24 protein-coding genes and 2 pseudogenes are annotated in these 18,593 nt (G+C 53.7%); 11 read left to right on the plus strand and 15 right to left on the minus strand.

Translation table 11 applies throughout. The annotated features are described in order from the left end of the window. Positions 1-3 precede the first annotated feature (3 nt). From nuoD to IPK01_13200, 4 genes are all read right to left on the minus strand, one after another. Positions 4-1,158: an NADH dehydrogenase (quinone) subunit D gene (gene nuoD, locus IPK01_13185; protein ID MBK7934412.1), complete on the minus strand. Its 1,155-nt coding sequence runs from the start codon at positions 1,156-1,158 to the stop codon at positions 4-6. Positions 1,159-1,305: 147 nt separating this feature from the next. Continuing rightward, entirely contained in the window at positions 1,306-1,785 is a 480-nt protein-coding gene (locus IPK01_13190) for an NADH-quinone oxidoreductase subunit C (protein ID MBK7934413.1), read from the minus strand. 8 nt (positions 1,786-1,793) lie between these two features. After that, complete coding sequence (locus IPK01_13195; GenBank protein MBK7934414.1) at positions 1,794-2,441, minus strand: NADH-quinone oxidoreductase subunit B; 648 nt, start codon at positions 2,439-2,441, stop codon at positions 1,794-1,796. A gap of 114 nt (positions 2,442-2,555) precedes the next feature. After that, positions 2,556-3,047 (minus strand): NADH-quinone oxidoreductase subunit A, encoded by a 492-nt coding sequence (locus tag IPK01_13200; GenBank protein ID MBK7934415.1) that lies wholly within the window; start codon positions 3,045-3,047, stop codon positions 2,556-2,558. Between the two features lie 201 nt (positions 3,048-3,248). Between IPK01_13200 and IPK01_13205 the strand changes: the two genes are divergently transcribed. From IPK01_13205 to IPK01_13225, 5 genes are all read left to right on the plus strand, one after another. Beyond that, entirely contained in the window at positions 3,249-4,220 is a 972-nt protein-coding gene (locus IPK01_13205) for a hypothetical protein (protein ID MBK7934416.1), read from the plus strand. 108 nt (positions 4,221-4,328) lie between these two features. Further along, complete coding sequence (gene thiS / locus IPK01_13210) at positions 4,329-4,538, plus strand: sulfur carrier protein ThiS (GenBank protein ID MBK7934417.1); 210 nt, start codon at positions 4,329-4,331, stop codon at positions 4,536-4,538. A gap of 110 nt (positions 4,539-4,648) precedes the next feature. Further along, positions 4,649-5,419, plus strand: a complete 771-nt coding sequence (locus IPK01_13215; GenBank protein MBK7934418.1) for a thiazole synthase — start codon at positions 4,649-4,651, stop codon at positions 5,417-5,419. Positions 5,420-5,454: 35 nt separating this feature from the next. Then, the gene (locus tag IPK01_13220) at positions 5,455-5,694 is read left to right on the plus strand and encodes a MoaD/ThiS family protein (GenBank protein MBK7934419.1); all 240 of its coding nucleotides are present in this window, start codon (positions 5,455-5,457) and stop codon (positions 5,692-5,694) included. A gap of 82 nt (positions 5,695-5,776) precedes the next feature. Further along, on the plus strand, positions 5,777-6,220 hold the full coding sequence (locus IPK01_13225; protein MBK7934420.1) for a molybdenum cofactor biosynthesis protein MoaE: 444 nt from the start codon (positions 5,777-5,779) through the stop codon (positions 6,218-6,220). Here IPK01_13225 and IPK01_13230 read toward each other — a convergent pair. Further along, a pseudogene (locus IPK01_13230) lies at positions 6,217-6,763 on the minus strand (bifunctional (p)ppGpp synthetase/guanosine-3',5'-bis(diphosphate) 3'-pyrophosphohydrolase). The gene IPK01_13225 and the pseudogene IPK01_13230 overlap by 4 nt on opposite strands. A 78-nt stretch (positions 6,764-6,841) precedes the next feature. Continuing rightward, the gene (locus IPK01_13235) at positions 6,842-8,704 is read right to left on the minus strand and encodes a hypothetical protein (GenBank protein ID MBK7934421.1); all 1,863 of its coding nucleotides are present in this window, start codon (positions 8,702-8,704) and stop codon (positions 6,842-6,844) included. Positions 8,705-8,837: 133 nt separating this feature from the next. Here IPK01_13235 and IPK01_13240 point away from each other — a divergent pair, with 133 nt between their 5' ends. After that, entirely contained in the window at positions 8,838-9,800 is a 963-nt protein-coding gene (locus IPK01_13240; protein ID MBK7934422.1) for a hypothetical protein, read from the plus strand. Here IPK01_13240 and IPK01_13245 read toward each other — a convergent pair. From IPK01_13245 to IPK01_13265, 5 genes are all read right to left on the minus strand, one after another. Then, entirely contained in the window at positions 9,724-10,494 is a 771-nt protein-coding gene (locus IPK01_13245; protein ID MBK7934423.1) for an LON peptidase substrate-binding domain-containing protein, read from the minus strand. The genes IPK01_13240 and IPK01_13245 overlap by 77 nt on opposite strands. Before the next feature lie 87 nt (positions 10,495-10,581). Then, positions 10,582-11,076, minus strand: coding sequence for a hypothetical protein (locus tag IPK01_13250; protein MBK7934424.1), 495 nt, complete (start codon positions 11,074-11,076; stop codon positions 10,582-10,584). Between the two features lie 170 nt (positions 11,077-11,246). Further along, on the minus strand, positions 11,247-11,489 hold the full coding sequence (locus tag IPK01_13255; protein MBK7934425.1) for a hypothetical protein: 243 nt from the start codon (positions 11,487-11,489) through the stop codon (positions 11,247-11,249). Between the two features lie 8 nt (positions 11,490-11,497). Continuing rightward, on the minus strand, positions 11,498-11,659 hold the full coding sequence (locus IPK01_13260) for a hypothetical protein (GenBank protein MBK7934426.1): 162 nt from the start codon (positions 11,657-11,659) through the stop codon (positions 11,498-11,500). Continuing rightward, positions 11,656-11,841, minus strand: a complete 186-nt coding sequence (locus IPK01_13265) for a metallophosphoesterase (GenBank protein MBK7934427.1) — start codon at positions 11,839-11,841, stop codon at positions 11,656-11,658. Before IPK01_13265 ends, IPK01_13260 begins: the two co-directional genes overlap by 4 nt. Positions 11,842-11,973: 132 nt before the next feature. Here IPK01_13265 and IPK01_13270 point away from each other — a divergent pair. The 3 genes and pseudogenes from IPK01_13270 (at position 11,974) to IPK01_13280 (ending at position 14,397) form a co-directional block, all read left to right on the plus strand. Next, a pseudogene (locus IPK01_13270) lies at positions 11,974-12,782 on the plus strand (SDR family oxidoreductase). 132 nt (positions 12,783-12,914) lie between these two features. Further along, the gene (locus IPK01_13275) at positions 12,915-13,778 is read left to right on the plus strand and encodes a cobalamin-dependent protein (GenBank protein ID MBK7934428.1); all 864 of its coding nucleotides are present in this window, start codon (positions 12,915-12,917) and stop codon (positions 13,776-13,778) included. Beyond that, positions 13,771-14,397, plus strand: coding sequence for a radical SAM protein (locus tag IPK01_13280; GenBank protein ID MBK7934429.1), 627 nt, complete (start codon positions 13,771-13,773; stop codon positions 14,395-14,397). The genes IPK01_13275 and IPK01_13280 overlap by 8 nt, the downstream gene beginning before the upstream one ends. Positions 14,398-14,562: 165 nt before the next feature. Here IPK01_13280 and IPK01_13285 read toward each other — a convergent pair whose 3' ends face one another. Beyond that, complete coding sequence (locus IPK01_13285) at positions 14,563-15,324, minus strand: VCBS repeat-containing protein (protein ID MBK7934430.1); 762 nt, start codon at positions 15,322-15,324, stop codon at positions 14,563-14,565. On the opposite strand from IPK01_13285, the gene IPK01_13290 reads away from it, so the two are divergent. Then, the gene (locus IPK01_13290) at positions 15,298-15,504 is read left to right on the plus strand and encodes a hypothetical protein (GenBank protein MBK7934431.1); all 207 of its coding nucleotides are present in this window, start codon (positions 15,298-15,300) and stop codon (positions 15,502-15,504) included. The two genes, IPK01_13285 and IPK01_13290, sit on opposite strands and share 27 nt — an antisense overlap. On the opposite strand, the gene IPK01_13295 is transcribed toward IPK01_13290, so the two are convergent. Then, on the minus strand, positions 15,467-16,393 hold the full coding sequence (locus IPK01_13295) for a hypothetical protein (protein MBK7934432.1): 927 nt from the start codon (positions 16,391-16,393) through the stop codon (positions 15,467-15,469). The genes IPK01_13290 and IPK01_13295 overlap by 38 nt on opposite strands. Next, a complete protein-coding gene (locus IPK01_13300; GenBank protein MBK7934433.1) occupies positions 16,390-16,710 on the minus strand; it encodes a hypothetical protein in 321 nt (106 codons plus the stop codon). Before IPK01_13300 ends, IPK01_13295 begins: the two co-directional genes overlap by 4 nt. A 251-nt stretch (positions 16,711-16,961) precedes the next feature. On the opposite strand from IPK01_13300, the gene IPK01_13305 reads away from it, so the two are divergent. After that, on the plus strand, positions 16,962-17,234 hold the full coding sequence (locus tag IPK01_13305) for a hypothetical protein (GenBank protein MBK7934434.1): 273 nt from the start codon (positions 16,962-16,964) through the stop codon (positions 17,232-17,234). A 1,045-nt stretch (positions 17,235-18,279) separates the two neighbouring features. On the opposite strand, the gene IPK01_13310 is transcribed toward IPK01_13305, so the two are convergent. Then, a partial coding sequence (locus IPK01_13310; protein ID MBK7934435.1) for a hypothetical protein occupies positions 18,280-18,593 on the minus strand: 314 nt, incomplete at its 5' end.

Genomic DNA, 18,593 nt, shown 5'->3' on the forward strand with positions numbered 1-18,593 from the left:
GATTTACCTATCTATTTCACCCAACACAATATCCAAACTACCAATGATCGCCACAACGTCAGCGACCATCTCACCCTCGCTCATCACGGGCAGAGCGGCAAGGTTAACGAAGCTGGGGCCGCGGAAATGGACACGTTCGGGTTTGGGGCCGCCGTTCGATTTCATGTAAACGCCGAGCTCGCCTTTTGACGCTTCGATGGCGTGATAGACCTCGCCTTCGGGAACGTTGAATCCCTCGGCGACGATCAGAAAATGGTGGATCAGCGAATCCATATGCTTTCGCATATCGTCGCGATCGGGCAGCACGATCTTTGGGCTGTCGGCTTTGATCGGTCCCAGTTTCAGGCGGTCTAGAGCCTGGCGGACGATCTTGTACGACTCGAGACATTCACGCATTCTGACCTTGAACCGTGCCCAGACGTCGCCGTCCTGTTCGACCGGAATATCAAAATCGTATGTCTCGTAACCTGTGTACGGATTATGCCGTCTGAGGTCGAGTTCGACACCGCTGCCTCGCAGGCACGGACCTGTCAGGCCCCAGTTGATCGCTTCGTCGCGTTCGATGACGCCGATGCCCTTGGTGCGGCTCATCCAGATCGTGTTGCCAGTGACGAGGGTGTCAAACGTGTCCATCGCCGCCGGAAAATCTGCGAGGAACTGTCGGCAGCGGCTCTCAAAACCGGCAGGCAGGTCCATCATTAGGCCACCGATGCGGAAATAGCTCGGCGTCATTCGACCGCCGGATGCGGCCTCGATCAGGTTCAGGATCTTCTCGCGTTGGCGGAAACAGTAAAAGAAGACCGACATGGCACCGATATCGAGACAGTGCGTTCCGAGCCAGACCATGTGCGAAGCGATACGCTGAAGTTCGCACATCAGCACGCGGATGACCTGAGCACGTTCGGGAATTTCCAGATCGAGCAGTTTTTCCGCCGCCATCACATAAGCGAGGTTGTTTCCGAGCGGATTGAGATAATCCATCCGGTCAGTGATAACGATACCCTGCTGGTATTTCTTGTATTCGAAGAGCTTCTCCATTCCCGTATGGAGATATCCGATGTCGGGGATGCAGCCGACGACAAGTTCGCCGTCGAGTTTGAGATCGAGACGCAGGACGCCGTGGGTCGAAGGATGCTGCGGCCCCATCGACAGTGTCATCTCTGACTCGAGCGGCCGGTCGAGAACATCAAATTGTTGGAGATCTTGTACCGTAGTACTCATAACTATTTTGGATTTTGGATTTACGATTTTGGATCAGCTGAAAGCCATAAAGCAATCAAAAAATCCGAAATCTAAAATCCAAAATCAGTTTAGGCTGTAAGGCTCATAGCCTCGCAGCGGATAATCTTTTCTCAGTGCATGCCCGTCAAAATCCGAAGGCAGCAAGATGCGCCGCAGGTCCGGATGGCCGTCAAACTTGATGCCGACGAGATCGTATGTTTCGCGTTCGTGCCAATTTGCCGTCTTCCACAGCCCGGAGACCGTCGGCACATTCGGCTCGTCGTCCGCAAGCAGCACCTTCAAACGCAGGCGGCTGTAATGGATCGTCGAGAACAGATGATAATTGACCTCGAACCGAGGGTCTTCCTCGGGACCGCGATCGGCCCCGCAGAGGTCGGCGAGCATGTCAAAATCATGCTCGCGTTTCAAGAAAGCGCAAACATCGACGACCGACCCGCGTGGTACCGTAACGGTCACCTCACCGTGCCCTTCGACCACAGACACTACCCAAGCAGCGTCCTTTGCCTTTATCTTTTCCACATATTCGTGGAGTTTCTCAGTCATAAATCCTGCTACGACGATCTGCGCCGTTCGTGCTTCGATGGCACTGAATACGGCCGCGATGTTTCGCCCGATGCGACCTCGGCTTCCATTTCGCGTTCGAGTGCGGTGCCTTCTGTCACCGGCAGTGTTCCTGGGACCATCGAGACGCGCGATTCCGGCTCATATGTGTCGCGGCGGTCCTTGACCGACTCTTTCATGATCTTGTCCTGCAACATCATGATCGCGTGAACCAGCATTTCGGGACGCGGCGGGCATCCCGGGATATAAATATCGACCGGGACGATCTTGTCGACGCCCTGGACGATCGCATAGTTATCAAAAACACCGCCCGATGTCGCACAGGCACCCATCGAAATGACCCATTTGGGTTCGGGCATCTGATCGTAGATCCGGCGAAGTACCGGAGCCATCTTTCGCGAAACGCGCCCCGATACGATCATGCAATCTGCCTGACGCGGGCTGGCACGAAATGTCTCTGCCCCAAAACGCGAAATATCCTGCCGCGACGATGCCGTTCCCATCATTTCAATCGCGCAGCAAGCGAGCCCGAACGTTGCTGGCCAAATGCTGCTTTTCCGTGCCCAGTTGATAACGGCGTCAAGTTTGACGGTGACGACGTCCGGCAGCGATTCGAATAGATTATTTTCTAAACCCATAAAACTAGTTTCTTGAGTGTTTTGAGTTTGTCGAGTTTGTCGAGTTCCTTGAGATCAGAGGGTTTAACTTGCCTCAATGAACTCAAAACACTCTGCCGACTCAATAAACTTTCGCTATGCGGCAAGCTTAATGCCCGATTCAGCGTCGTCGCGGCGGCGTTTTGCGTTACGCTTCGCCTCTTCGCGTGCTTCGGCTCGAGCCTGCATTCCCCAATCGAAAACGCCTTTCTTCCAAACGTAGATATATCCGACGACCAGCGTCGAGATAAAGACCAGGATCTCAATAAATGCGATAGTGCCGTACAAAATTCCGGACGCCTTTTCATCCGCCATCAGGCTCTTGAAAGCAACTGCAAACGGGATCATGAACAGGACTTCGATGTCGAACAGCAAAAATATGACCGCGACCACATAAAACTTTATCGAGAACTTGTCCCGGGCGTTCCCGACGGGATCTTTGCCGCATTCGTACGGCATCAGCTTGGTAGCGGTTCTCTTGCGCGGACCGATCAGCTGCGTGACGAGCAGCTGGCTCACACCAAATCCGGCAGCGACCAAAAACATGATCGCAATAGGAACGTAATCGAAAACGTTGTATTCAGACATCTCGACCTTAATTACTGACTAAATTGACCGAAAAAATGGTGCAAATATGGCTTGCACACGACTGCTTAGATTGAGAATTTTGGCACAATCTAAATCGTAATTTAACACTGTATTAGTGTCAAGGCGGTTGACCAAGCGACGATTCGCGAAATGCCCGTATTTATTCGTTGACCGTGATCAAAACGGTGTGTTAATTTTTATATGGCGGCGTGTGCCGCAAATCCGCCGCTTTTCCTCGCATTAATTGGTAAAATTAGCATTGTGATCTCTGGCTTTAACACAGATATTGAATTTGACGGTGTCGTTTACCACGTTCAAACCGAAGACAAGGGACTGTCTTCTAAATTGATCGTGTCGCTGATCTATGACGGCGGAACGATCCTGGCGAGCAAACGTGTCAGCTACGAGGATCTCGCAGAGGGCAATTTTGACGAAACTGCTATCACCGACCGACTCAACCGCCAACACAAGCTCATCTGTGCCGCCGTAAAAGCAGGCCGAATCGAGGATCTGAAGTCGATGTCGCGCAAAGCTGTTCCGGCAGCAGCCGCCGCGACGCCAAGTGTGTCAACAATTCCGATCGCTCCGGTGCCGCTGGACAAGCCTGATACCGAACGAATAGCCACATTCACTCCTCCGGACACTGTCGAAGTCTTTGCCCGAACCGAGCAGCTGCCCGATTCTGCACCGGCGTTCGTTCCGCCGTCGATCGTGCCGGAGATCGTTAATGAACCGATACTCACGGCCGAAGATTTCTTTGCCGACGCACCTCTGTTCGAAGACGTGCAGATAATCGAGGATGACGTCATCGAGATCGACGCTGCTGCCGTCGAGGTGGTCAGCGAACTCTCAGGCGTCGAGCGTCCGACCAACGACAAACTGAGTATCGAGCTTCTGGGAGATTCAAAATTCGCCGGCGGCGACCGCCGAACCGTCAACATCATGCTCTGCCGCGGAACCGCCCGCCGTGTCATCGGCGGTGCCCAGATAATGATCAAGGTGCTCGGTTCCAGTTTCCGTCCCGTTATATTTCACGCCAAAACTGACAACAACGGCCTCGCCAGCGTCCACCTCCAACTGCCGCATTTCCAGGCCGGCCGTGCGGCATTGCTGATCCGCGCCATGTCTGACGGCGAAGAGATCGAGCTAAGACGCGTCGTCACGCCGGGCTGAAATCGATTAGATCTGAAAACTGGAGCCAAACACACGGTCGACTTTCAAAATTTCAAATCTGATATCTCAGATTTGTATTCGAGTCCGCCAAAGCGGAAAATCTCCGTAATGACCTCGATCAGCATCAAACTCAACGGCGAAACGAAAACCATTTCCGACACGCCCACGCTCGACCTGCTCCTCGAACATTTCTCACTGCCTAAACAACGCGTTGCGATCGAGTTGAACGGTAATGTCGTCCGCCGCATCGATTGGGCTCAAACGCCGGTCCGCGACGGTGACCGCATCGAGGTCGTCCACTTTGTCGGCGGAGGATAAGAAGTAGAGGAGAAGAGGAGTGGGGGAGAAAAGGAGACGGTAGCATCAAATCTCCCCTTCTCCTCCGCTCCACTTCTCCTCTTCTGGCGTCAATGTGGTAAATTTCTCTTATGTCGGAAAGTTTCCAACTTGCAGATACCACATTCACTTCACGCCTCATCATCGGCACGGGCAAATATCGTTCGTATGACGAGATGAAGGCGGCACATATTGCCTCGGGAGCCGAGATGGTCACGGTCGCGGTCAACCGTGTGCCGCTTGACGGCTCGAGCGAGTCGTTCCTCGACCACCTCGACCCAAAAATGAAGATCCTGCCGAACACAGCAGGATGCTACGACGCCGAACACGCGATCCGCACGGCTCGCTTGGCACGCGAGGCTCTTGAAACTGATTGGATAAAACTGGAGGTCATCGGCGATCCGATCACTTTGCTGCCCGACAACGAGCAAACACTCGCGGCTGCGAAGATACTTGTGAACGAGGGCTTCATCGTCCTGCCGTATTTCACCGACGACCTTATCATGGCCAAAAAGCTGCTCGACGCCGGCTGCCCGGCAGTCATGCCCCTCGCCGCTCCGATAGGCTCTGGAATGGGTGTCCAAAACCCATCAAATTTACGAATAATGCGTGAGCAATTGCCCGACGCAATAATTATCGTCGACGCAGGTGTTGGCGTGCCCAGCGACGCGGCAATTGCGATGGAACTCGGCGCCGACGCGATATTAATGAACACCGCCATCGCCGAAGCCCGCGATGCTGCTCAAATGGCCACCGCCATGAACTACGCCGTCAAGGCAGGCCGCCTCGCCTATCTGTCCGGCCGAATGCCCAAGCGATTGTACGCCTCCGCATCAAGCCCGATCGAAGGCGCGATAAAATAGGAAGAGACGCGTCCGGCACAGAGTGTGTCACCGATATGATCGTTCATGTATTGTTTTTCGGAGCCACTGCCGACATCACCGGCCAACGCCGTCTCGCCGTCGAGTTGCCGCACGATTCAAAGGCAACTGACATTTTTGAGAAGCTGATAATTGATCACCCGCAGCTCGCAAAACACCGCCTCCATTTTTCTGTTAATCAGCAATATGCAGCCGGTGACGAGACACTGAACGACGGTGATGAGCTGGCAATATTTACCGCAGTTTCAGGCGGTTAATACGAACAGTGATAAAAAGGATGGAAGGGATTTGGAAAAATCAAAAATTATCCCACTTATCTCCTTCATCACTGTTAAATTCATGGATTTTTTCGAGCTAACAACCTCAACGATCGATATCAACGGCGCTGCCCGCCGCGTGGTGCCGCCGGAGTGCGGGGCGACGGTGACGCTGGATGGTTATGCAAGAAAATATACAAAAGACAAGGAAACGGGTGAGGTTCGCGAGACGGAATATCTCGAATACGAAGCATACGAACCGATGGCCCTAAAGGAGATGGAAAAGCTGATCGAACGCGTCAAAGCCGAATTTGAGATCTCAAATGTCGGCATCGTTCACCGTCTCGGCCGGCTGGAGATCGGCGAAACGAGCGTCGTCATCTCGGTCGCGTCTCCCCACCGCCGTGCGGCCTTTGCCGCCTGCGAATGGCTCATAAAAGAATTAAAGCGCACCGTCCCGATCTGGAAAAAAGAGGTCTACCGAGACGGCGAACAGTGGATCGAGGGCGACGCCCAGCCTACCTAGTCCAATTCATCCAGCTTTTCATTTGCCAACGCGACGACCTCGTCAAAGAGTTCGTCGAGTTGGTCGCTCGCTCCGCGCAAACCCTCGACTACGTTTACTGCCCACTGAACGTATTCGACGCCGCTGCTTGTCCCAATCTTCGGCCGGGCTGGCGATGACGTCGCGGACATTGCTGATCTTGTCGGCGAGTTTGATCACCTTAGCTCCGTAAGTCAGATGCGGAGCATGCTCGATCTGGAGCTGTTTGCGTCGGTGTTTTGGCAGAGATTTATCATCCGAGACCTCGAGGACATAGCCCGCGACGGTCTCGCCGAATTTTTCATTGATCTCGTCGCCCGTGACGCCGCAATCCTCGACCGTGTCATGCAGCAACGCCGCCGAGAGGATGTCCTCGTCGTCGATCATGCCGACATTGGCGATCAGATTGGCGACTTCGATCGGGTGATTGATGTATGGTTCGCGTCTCGAACCTTTGCGAAAATGCCCGGTGTGTTTTTCAGCTGCAAAACGGGCCGCGTGCAGCGTTTTATTTAGGTTATTCACATTTTAGATTGCCAAATTAAAACAAAAAGGTCAACGGTATTCTTACCGTTGACCTCAATTGCCTAGATAATTCAGATCTTATCTGATGACCTCGACCGCGATCGTCTGCGAGCCGGTAACGATATGGTCCGACCCCGGCAATATTTGGTCTAATATGACTTTCTGTGTTGTCGGCTTGGCACCGCCGGCGGTTCGGTCGTTATTCATCGTAGCAAGGACGGACGGCGGCAGATTGGGCATTTCGCTCGCGCCGACGACGGCACCGGTCGAAGTGCGGTAAAGAATGGCGTACAACCGATCCTGCCGTTTCAGCGAATTGATGATCTCGATCAACTCAGCCGCCGATTTTGGTGCAAATTGCTTGATCGCCGCGTTTTCCTGCACCGAATTACCGTCACCGACCACAAGCGACAATGGCCCGGCCGGAGCGTCTTTCGGAATCGTGATTGAAACAGGCTGCTCGATCAACTTTCCGGCGTCATTGCGAACAAAGACCGAAAAATTCAGAGCGTCTCCGGCTTTCACCTGAAGGGCGTCAACCGCAAGGCGTTCAAGAGCGGCGGTCTTGCTGCCTTCGGTGATATTGAAGGTCAGGTTTACGGAGGTAATATCGAGACCCTCAAAATTTGCCTTTAAGAGCGAGGCCAGTGGTGCCGAGGCCGAAGCCGACGCAAAGGCCGACGCCTGCTGACCCGCAAAACGGCGGCTAATTTTCACGCTTCCTTCTCCGCGAACGCTGATCTCGCCCTGAACCTCAATGGTCGTTTCGCCAATACCGCGTTCGTTAGCCTGTATCGTGTTCTGTACTCCGATATTGATGATCAGAGGTGTCAGAAAATCGTCAACGGCAGATTCAAACTTGATCTCTTGATCGCTGCCGCGGCTGTTCGTCACCTTTATTTTGACCGGTATCATCCGAGGCGTTTGGCCGAGCTTGCCAAATATCCCGGTCGCCCGGTCCTGTGTCAGCGAACCGACCATCGCGTCCGGCACGGCCAGCTTGAACGAGTTGTTGGCATTCGGCACCACAGTAACAACGTGTGATTCGTTCATCGGCAGATCGGTCGATCCAAGGCTGAAGAACGGATGGCCAAACGCATAGATCTTGTCGCCGTCGCGAAGCGTCACCGTACCGGCAGCACCGATCGATATATCTCCGCGGGCGAGTTGTACGACGACCGATGTACCGCCGACCAGGGTCGCCGCGTCTGCTTTTTTTATTGTTCCCAATTTCGATCCGCCGCCAAGCGCCGCAACGGGCATTATGCCGGCCCGTGTCAATTCCGGCGTGAACAGATCTAGTGTCGATTGCGACACGCCGGCGAATGTCAGCGGTGTCGCGATCCGCTGAAGCCTCTGACCGGCGACCTGCGCAAGTGCCGAGTTTGCCGACATACCGGAGATCAGCGGTTGGTCGACGGCAATGCTCGCGAGGCGGCCCACACTCCAGCGATCGGCCCGCAGATCGTCGACCGAGACCGTTCGGGCCTCGGCTGCCGCCGCCTTGATCGTGGGCCCTTTTTCAAACAGCGATATCATTTGCTCGATCGGCGTGATGCCGCAGATCGGTTCTTTGGCGAACGGAAAGCTGTATGAGATGGCCCCGACGATCTTGCCGTCAATATAAACGGGCGAACCCGACATGCCTGCAAAGACGAAGGTCCGCATCGCATTTTCGCCGCTCAATTTTCCGATGATCATGTCCTGATGAGGCCCGATCGATCCGGGGATCACGCCGAGGATCTCGACGCCGAATTCCTCGGGAGCAGTGCCGCGAAAGACGGTTCGGGCAGTGCCCTTCAACCCCTCTTTTACTTGCGAAAGCGGGAAGATCTGCGAGCCCGGAATTGCCGGAATAATTGTCGATCCCTGGGCAAATCCGGCACCGCAAAGCACCGATATTAACAGGAAAAATACCAAAATTTGTAACGGTTTTAACATTAAAAAATCCTATCGAAAAACTGCAGTTTATGTTATCATCTAAGGTGTCATATCGAAAGCCTTTTCCGTTTCGGCTTTCCTCGTTTCCTCTCACGCTTGTTTTGATTCAAAGTTTCACCTTTCGATTCCCGTTATGGCCAATTCGACACGTCTTTTCAAAAGCATTTTCCGTTTGCTGTTTCCGGTTTTACTGATAATCGTCGCCGCTGTGGCAGGATTTTCAATTTGGCTGGTCTACAAGACCGCCAGACCGCAGACAGCCGCCTACCTCGTAACGCCGGAAAAATTCGGCCAGCTCAGCTCTCGAGCCGCCCAGATAACGGACGAAAGCTGGACGAACCGCGATGGTTCAGGTGCTCGCGGATGGCTGCTTCGCGGCGCCGAAAATGCTCCGGCTGTCATCTTGTTCCACAAATACGGTGCGGACCGTTCGTATGTCCTGAATCTCGGCGTCAAGCTCAACGAATCGACGAACTTCACCGTCCTGATGCCCGACCTGCGGGCACATGGCAACGACCCAAAGCTGAAGACCTGTTCGTTCGGCGGCTGCGAGACCGAGGATGCCACCGCTGCGGTGGAGTTCGTTCGCGGACTGAAAACAGCGAATCAGATCACACTCGTCGGCAAAGATATCGGGCTGTACGGTGTTGAATTAGGCTCGCTTTCGGCACTGACGACGGCCGCGAAGGACAAAACCGTCAAGGCCATCGCGCTCGATTCGGTTCCCGAAAGATCCGATCAATTGCTCGAGGATGCGATCAGCCGCCGCTTCCCTTTTGCCAGCAACATAACGGCTAAATTTGCCCGCCTCGGCACTTACCTCTATTTCTTCGACGGCTGTTACAAACACGAATCTTTTTGCGAAACAGCCCGGTCGATCGAAGATCGAAAAATAATGCTGCTCGCCGGCATCGACGCTCAGGTCTTCCAGGAATCGACCGGCAAACTTGCTAAGTGCTTTGCCGGCAGCAATAAGATCGAACAAAAATTAGACCTCAGCCCATCCGGCTACAGCATCATCAACGCCTCGCTGGAACAAAGCGAGTCGTACGATCAGCGTGTGATCGATTTCTTTCGAGGTGCCCTGCAGAACTAAAGATCGAGTTTTTTCTTGCTGTGGCCGTTCGTTTTGGACACTGCGTGGATATCCCGCTTTCTTCCATTTGGCCGACCATTTTCTTCAGGATCTCGCGAAGCTTCTCGAGGCGTTCGGAAGTCGAGGTCATTTCGAGAAGGCGGTATTTCAGCTCGTTCTCAAAATTGAACGCTGCGGTGACCAGGAATGACAACTGCTCGGGGTCTCCGCGGTGAATTTCGGGCAATTTACCGCGGCCGCCGCTCATTTTGAACGCAGCTTTGGCGATCCGCTGAAATAGTTCGAATACTTCGTCAGCCGGCCCATCGGTCTCGACGGTGTCAGCCTCGTCGTCCTCAAAAAACTCGACCTCGCCGACAAGATACGGCTCGCCCTCGTCGATGTAATCGAGCACCCGAAACCGAACAACGCCGAGTGTTACGATGTTTGCACGCCCGTCTTCTAACATGTCGGTGTCGCGGATCTCGGCAACGCATCCGATCGTTCCGGTTTTGGGGCGGTCTACGAAATCCTCGACCGGCTCAAAAAACACGACACCGAACATCTTGTTCGTCGCTTCAACATCCCTGAGCATCTGTTGATAACGCTCCTCAAAGATATGCAGCGGTAATATCTCGTTCGGCAGCATCACGAGCGGCAGCGGAAAGATGGGAAGTTGGTTGATACCGGCGACTTTTTCTAAAACCTCAGACATATAATTTTAGAGATGGAGAAGTGGAGATCTGAAACAAAGATCGATCTATTTCCCTAATTATCCCTTTTCCTCGGCGTTACTACCTCGTCATCTCCCCTTCACTCCGACTGCTTTCATCCCGATGAACTCCGCGATCTTCGCCGGTTCATCATCGCTGAGGGCCATTCGTTTGGCTCCAATGACGGCGTCAGCGATGTCCTCGACCCGCGTTTTGTAACGGTTATCACGAATCACAAGATCGTCGATCACTCGGCGCTCGAGGCGTTCGCGTCCGGCATCGTCGGTTTCTTCGGGTGTTTCAAGATAATCGGCGGGAACCGAGTGATTCTTGATGCGAACGTGCAGGGCGTTGGTCATCGATTTTGTTTCGTCACGTATTTTCTGCATTTCGAGCAGCGAATTCGGAAATCCCAATTGGCCCCGCAGCGAGATCTCGATTATCGGCTGAGGCTTGCCGGCCTCGGCGACCCGAGCCTCGGTCCCGATCATTTTGAGGATGTCTTCCGTCACGATCTTTGTGTCGGCATAGCCTGTAACATTGAAGATCAATTGCTGGAACGGGCGAAAATGATAATCGGTCAAATGCGTTGCCTTAACATTGTTCTGCGCATCTACGTCAACAATGAACGCCCCGCGATTCTCGCGAAATTCGCTGATATTGGTGATCTCGATCGAGCCGGGATTGAACGCCCAGTTATCGATCTCATAATGTTTGTGCGTATGGCCGAGGCCGACGTATTCGACAGCTGTTTTCAGCTCGAAAGTGCGGCGACGGACAATGCCGGGATCGGATGCATCTGATGGCCTTCGACATCGGTGTGGAGCATCAGGATGTGAAATGCAGCTTCGCGGCGGTTTTCATTGATCGTCTCGGTCAGCATCGGTATCGCCCAGTTTCCCGACGCACCGAACCACTCCGAACCAAAGATCCTCGCCCGCCCGATATCGATAAAGCCGCCTTTTTTCGCAGCTTCGTCCCAGGGTGAATAGGTCATTTTGTCGTCTACCAGTTTGGGTTCGAGCAGTTTGACGAGCCCCCAACTCGAGAGCGAACGGAGCCAGCTGAATTCATTGTCCGTGTGTTTTGATCGTGATTTCCCTCGATGGTGATGACCGGAATTCTGGCTTCGCGGACCATCGTCAGGCCTTCGACCGCATAGTTCATCGTTTCGGGCGGTACCGATCTTTGTGAAAAAAGTCGCCGCACATGATTACGAAATCGACCTTTTCGTCGATCGCATAACGCTGCAGAACATCGACCCATGCATCAAAAAAATCCCTTGGGCTCTCAGCCAGCTGATACCGTGTACACCCAAGATGCACATCAGCGATATGTAGGAACTTCATTGTTGCATCTTAACATAGGACGATTTAACCGCAGAGACGCGGAGTCGCGGAGACGTCAAACGAAATGCCGGCTCTCTTTCTCAGCTACTCTGCGTCTCTGCGGTTAACTTCCCTCGTGATAAGATTCAAACTATGAACAAAGTTGTACTTATCACCGGGGCATCGACCGGGATCGGACTCGAAACAGCCAAGCTCTTCCAGACAAAGAACTGGAAGGTAGCTGCGACAATGCGCGTCCCCGAAAGTGCCGCGGACCTGCAGAAGATCGCAGATATTGAGTGTTTTCGCCTCGATGTCACTGATGTCGATTCGATCAGAGCCGCAATTTCTGCGACGCTCGAAAAATTCGGACGGATCGATGCTGTTGTCAATAATGCCGGATACGCGGTCGTCGGCCCGTTCGAGGCCGCGACGGAAGAGCAGATAAAGCGTCAGTTCGACACCAACGTGTTTGGATTGATGAGTGTCTGCCGCGAGATCCTGCCGTATTTCCGTGAGCAAAAACGCGGCCACATCGTTAACGTCGCATCAATAGCCGGACGTGTGACATTTCCGCTTTATAGCCTCTATCATGCGTCGAAATGGGCTGTCGAGGGCTTTTCGGAATCCCTTCAATTTGAGCTTGAACAATTCAATATCAGGGTCAAAATAATTGAGCCCGGCCCGATCAAGACCGATTTTTACGACCGTTCGATGGACATGACCCAAAGGACGGGCTCACCGCTTATGACGCGATGGCCCACCGGGTAATGCCCAATATGCAGCAAAGCAGCGACGACGCTCCTGACGGTTCGATCGTCGCTGATGCTATTTACAACTCTGTGACCGACGGTTCTAAGAGGTTGCGATACGGCGTTAACACTAAGGGAATACTCAAATTGCGGCGGCTTTTGCCTGAGAGTGTGTTCTTTTCGATCATTAGAAAGATATTTATTAAGTAGTTTTTTTGCAGAAAACGTGCGATGATAAGGCTTCTGTTATTGTACTTAAACCTTTTTTCTCTATAAAATTCTCCTTTGGTGACGTGAACCGGCGAAGTTGGACCGGTCAGTAGTTTGTCCTAATAAGTTCGAATGAAGATACTCCTTTACAACCCTGATAACGGCATAACGCGGAATTTCATGCCGCATCTCTGGATGTTCTTGCTTCAGTCGCTGACGCCGCCCGAACATGAGGTTATCCTGATCGACGGCAATGCCAAGGCGATGACGCGGCCTGAATTGGTCCAATTCTGTAAGGATAATGACATCGGCCTGATCGGGATCGGTGCGATGACACGAATGGTCGCACGTGCGTACCTCGTCGCCGACGCACTCCGCGAAGCAGGATTTAAGGTCGTAATGGGCGGCCCGCACGTGACGGAATGTCCGGATGAGGCGTTGGGTCGCGACGGCGGCCCGCGGCATGCCGACGCCATTGCACTTGGCGAGGCGGACGAAACTTGGCCGCTGATGGTCGCCGATGCGGCCCGCGGCGAACTCAAAGATATCTACATGCCCGAGGTCGATCCCGCGGGCAACGACAAGAAACCAAACCTTCAGCCATATCCGCACATTCCCTGGGAAACGCTCGATCTCGATCAATTCAGCCTCGTGCCCAAAATGCTGCAGCCCGCACTTTCGCGAATGGGCGAAGGCTGGGGCAAGTTCTTTGTAGTACCGATCGAGACCGGCCGCGGCTGTCCGTACGGCTGCGAATTTTGCACCGTCACCGGATTCTTTGGCGATTCGATCCGTTTCCGTTCTAACGAAAGCGTTATCGAAGAGCTGCTGAGATTAAAGGCACGAGCGAAAAAGAAAAGGCCAGATCGCCGTCTTCTTCATCGACGACAATCTCGCGATCAACAAAAAGCGGCTCAAGGGCCTGCTCCGCGACATGATCGCCGCCGATGCTATATTGCCATGGGTCGCCCAGATCAGCGCCAATCTATTGGCTGATGAAGAACTGGTCGATCTGATCGCCGACGCCGGTGCCCGCTGGATCTTTATCGGCATGGAATCGATCGATCCGGCAAACATGGCCGACGTTAACAAGACATTTTCTAAGCCCGCAAATTATCAGGGAGTGCTCGAAGGTTTGGCCCGCCGCAACATCTACGCCATCACGTCGTTCATCGTCGGAATGGACAATGACACCGTAGGCGTCGCTGACCGTACGGTCGATGAGATCGAAAAATGGGCTCCGGGTCTGCCGGTATTCGGCCAGTTGACGCCGTTCCCGGCAACGCCGCTCTATGACCGTCTCGAAGCCGCCGGACGCCTCAAGCGTCCCAAGCACTGGCTCGACTTCGCGCCGTTCGTAATGGCACACGATCCGCTCAAGATGTCGATCGAGGATGCCAAAAAGGAAACATTTGCTGCATGGTCACGATCGTATAGCCCCGAACGCAATTTTGAGGCGATCGATTCGATCCGTCATGCGCCGATCGACACACGCATCAGTCACCTTGTGGCGAGGTTGTTCTTCCGCGGGATCTATTTCCCGCAAATGAGCAAAATGGCGTGGGTCAAGCTCATTTTTCGACAACCGCCGTTCGATCCTCAGCCTGACTGCTGAGGGCATCAGCACCTGGCGGAAAGCGAGAAAACGCCGCCGCGTCGAGGCGAGAGAAGTACAAACGGCACAGTAGCAAAGGCTAAAAGTTACTGACCGATCTGCAAAAAAAGCACTAAACGAGGTTTCCCGTTTAGTGCTTTTTTTGCTTAGATCAACGCCGGTTTCCTATCTCACGTAAACACTCGGCAGCGGAACATCGCCGGTGATCCCGAATTGTTGTATCAGCGTGCCGCCGGTCGATCGATTGGCGAACCATGTCCCGTTTGACGGCCTGAAGACGCCCGGATCGGTCTTTCCGTCTCCGTCATAATCGGCCGGAACCGGAATATCGCCTGCCGCACCGAACGGGAATGCGAAGTACGAGATCCTCGCTTCTGAGAACGTACCAAAACCGTTTGCCGGGAGATAAACAGCGATATCGGCCTTGCCGTCGCCCGTATATTCTCCGGGAACGGCCTTGTCGGTCGCCGAACCGAACTGAACGGCAAAGACCACGCCCGTCGCACTCCGCCTCGTCCACCATTCGGCCCCGTTCGCTCCGCTCGGGCGGAATATCGCAATGTCGGCCTTGCCGTCACCGTCATAGCCCATTGGTACGGGCTTATCACCGACCGAACCAACCCCGACAATATCGGTTCCTCCGGTCGATCTGGAGATGAACCACGTTTGCGTACTTTCCCTGAAAACAGCCGCATCGGCCTTGTTATCGCCGTCAAAATCCGCCGGGACCGGTACATCGCCATTCGCCCCGAACGGGAACGCAAAATATGAGAAATCCTCGCTTCTCAGGACAAACCACTGTCCCGTCGCCGGCCGCCAAAACGTGATGTCCGTCTTGCCGTCACCCGTAAAATCAGCAGGCACGATCTTGTCGGTCGAACTGCCAAACTGCACAGCCCGTTGCCGCCGTTCGAGCTGTTCAGCCACCACCATTCGCCCGGTGCCGGACGAAAGATCGACAGGTCGGCCTTTGAGTCGCCGTCAAAATCGAAAAGCGTTCGAATTGGAACGACCGGAGCGTCGCCTTCGATCCTGATGACCATGAACTGGATGCCGGTCTCGCCCGCAATCACAATGCGGCCGGTGCTGTCGATCGCTGACGCGTAACCGACATTGTCGGTCTCGACGCCAAAATTGTATGTGGCCTTGCCGTCGGTATCAAAGGACGTATCAGGCGTACCATTTGGATTCCAGCGAACTGCCGCCGCGTCGTAATCCAAAGCGTTGTCTCGCACCGCCTGTCACGACGATCTTGCCGTTCGACTGGATGGCGACCGCTGTCGCCGCATCGCTGCCGCCGAGTATCGATTGGTGTCCTTGCCGTCGCTGCTGAAAGTGTTGTCGAGCGATCCGTCACTGTTGTACCGGGCGATGCCGAAATGCAGATTCGCCCTGACTTGGCATAGCCGGCCGCTACGATCTTGTTATCCGTCTGCAGAGCAACACCCGTAACGCCGTCGTCAACGCCGAGGATCGCCGTCGTCAGCTTACCGTCCGTGTCGAAGGTATTATCGAGCGAACCGTCACCGTTATACCGAAGTATCGCGAAATTGCTCACCGCTCCGCTGAATGCAAAGCCCGCCGCGACGATCTTGCCGTCCGAACGGATCGCGACCGCGTTTGCCGAGTCATTGCCCGCCAGGACCGGCGTTGTGACGATACCGTCAGTGTCGAATGTCGTATCGAGCGAACCGTCCGTGTTGTAACGGGCCAATGGCGTCGTAATTCGTGCCGTTGTATGCACCGCCGGCAAGTAGGATCTTGCCGTGGACTGCAGCCTCATCGCGTTCGCAAAGCTGTCAACCCGAGGATCGAGGTGGTTACTTTTGCCGTCGGTATCAAATGTCGTGTCGAGCGAACCGTCCGCGTTGTACCGTGCCAACGCAAAACGTAGTTTGCACCGCTGGAGTGCATATCCGGCGGCGACGATCTTGCCGTCCGTCTGTATCGCGAGGCCCGTGATCCCGTCATCCGCTCCGAATATCGACGTGGTCACTTTACCGTCAGTGCCAAGGTCGTGTCGAGCGTGCCGTTCGCATTGTAGTGGACCAGCCCGAACAGGTAATTGGCACCGCTCTTTGCATATCCGCCCGCAATTATCTTGCCGTCTGACTGCAGAGCCACCGCCCGTGCCGAGTCGTCACCGCCATTGAATCCGACATTGGCGAGCCCTGATACTCCGAACGTAGTGTCAAGATCTCCCGGAGCCCCAAAGACCGACGCCCCGCACACCAAGAGCAAAACGCTGAAGATTGCAGCGGCAAACACCCGTCTTTTCGCTGTTCGGCGGACAAGATCAATTAAAACTCGCATAGATAAAACCGGCTGTTCGCGATCGACATCGAACGGTATAGTAAATGTTGAAAGTATCGCAATTACCGCGAAAATACAAGATTTTTCCGCCCGGCCGCCAAAGAGCAGTGCCCGCGTGAGAACCGCCGCCGACCGACTTGTCTCGAAATTCGGCTGAATTTGGACTTCATTAAAGCGTAGGCGATTGCCCCGCGTGAAGAAGTTGGTCTTATGCCGCTGGACACGCTTGGATCAATTGACGCCAATTTGCTATGCTCGGAAAGTTAGATTCGGCGCCGAAATTAGACGCAAGGCCGTCGCACCGACTTCCGTGGGATCGAAGTCTGGTGCGACGGCCTTTGGTTGCAGGAGCTGAGGTTGTTTTTACGGATTCGACGATCGTCGATCTAGCCTACCGCCGGCAGTATGCAGAGTTCATCATCGCCGATAAGATCGCGTCCGAACTTTCGCGGATCTGCGTTTGCGAGAGCTGCATTACGCGTATCGCAGTTACACCGATCTTGTCATCTCGCGACGATCAATGATGCACCGAGACCCGTTCGCACTAACTTGGAGGTTCTTCGCGATAGCTAGGACCTCTGGAACCGTCTGGGATCTAACGGGTGCCTGGTGAAACAGCAGCCAGGAAGAACAGTTAACACAAAGTGCTTTGCCGAGTCGTATTCGCTGCATTATGATTCTCACAGACGTCTTGAGTTTGGCGTCCAGCGTACATGTTGAGTCAGGTCCGCTGGATCACAAAAATCAAAGACGAGTGGAAATCCGGGACTTCCATGTTGCGAGTTTAATGTTATATTTTTGGTAAGCAATGCATTTGAAAGGATTCTTTATATAGAGATTATTGATTTTCCGTATTCATTAGGCCAAATGCCCGATTTAGCTCGATACAAGAGGCCCAAGTTCGGTTGTAAATTTCAAAAAACATATGTAATATTCAAGCAAACTCAATGAATTCCAACGATACTCCTGTTTCGCAGTTTGACGGCTTTTCGTTCGATGCCACCGATTTGCACTCTATCACAATGGAAATGTGGTGAAGAACGCGGCTTTTCAAGCCGTTGGCGGTACTGGCTCCTTACTGAGCAACGAACCAACTCGCCCGGCTACGAGAAATTGTGAGTTTGTCTGGGCTATCCAGCACGCTGGAGCAACCTCGGCTGAGTCAGTCAATATACAGATATGCTGCTGAAGTTGTCCGCAGACTACGCTCCGGATTCAGATCTACCTCGAAAATGTTCCCGGGCGTGGATATATTTTCATCGACCGCTCGACGAGTACTGCTCGTTAACCAAGCCCGTGACTCTTCAGCAAGCTGATCAAGATTTGGAAACTCATTCAGATTCACACGGGACCAATCGGTCGAGATTGGCAGAACGGAAGTCACCCAGAGCAGTGGCAGTTTATGCGGTCGCGGTTGTGGCCATTTTCTCGGCGGCTTTGCGCGGTATCTATATCCAACGAACGACGACGCAGCGAGTCGCTTAGCTGCTAAAGATTCACGGATCTTACGAATCCCTTGGCTTCTCTGCGAAACCCTACCGCCTTTGTCGGGAAACTGATCTCGATCGATCATGGACCGTCCATTATCGATGCGGGCACGTAAATTACTGGTCGCCCGCGGATCCGCGACAGAGTCCCGTCAATAAGCTGATCTCCGAAGGAAGCAAGTATGGTGTCGAATCCAGATAAGACCAGTTTGAATTTCAGTCGGTTGAGATCGGCAAAAACAACGACACCGCCGTTGTTAAGACGCTGGAAAAATGGTTTGTTGCCGTATACCAAAATGACGGTACGTTGCCCAAGAATCGAACGATAAGTCGCTATTTTATTAGCTTTACGTTCATGAGAAAGGTCATAACGGACGGTGGCTAATTGAGAAATCT

The sequence above is a fragment of the Acidobacteriota bacterium genome (assembly GCA_016713675.1).
In the GTDB taxonomy this organism is placed as follows: domain Bacteria; phylum Acidobacteriota; class Blastocatellia; order Pyrinomonadales; family Pyrinomonadaceae; genus OLB17.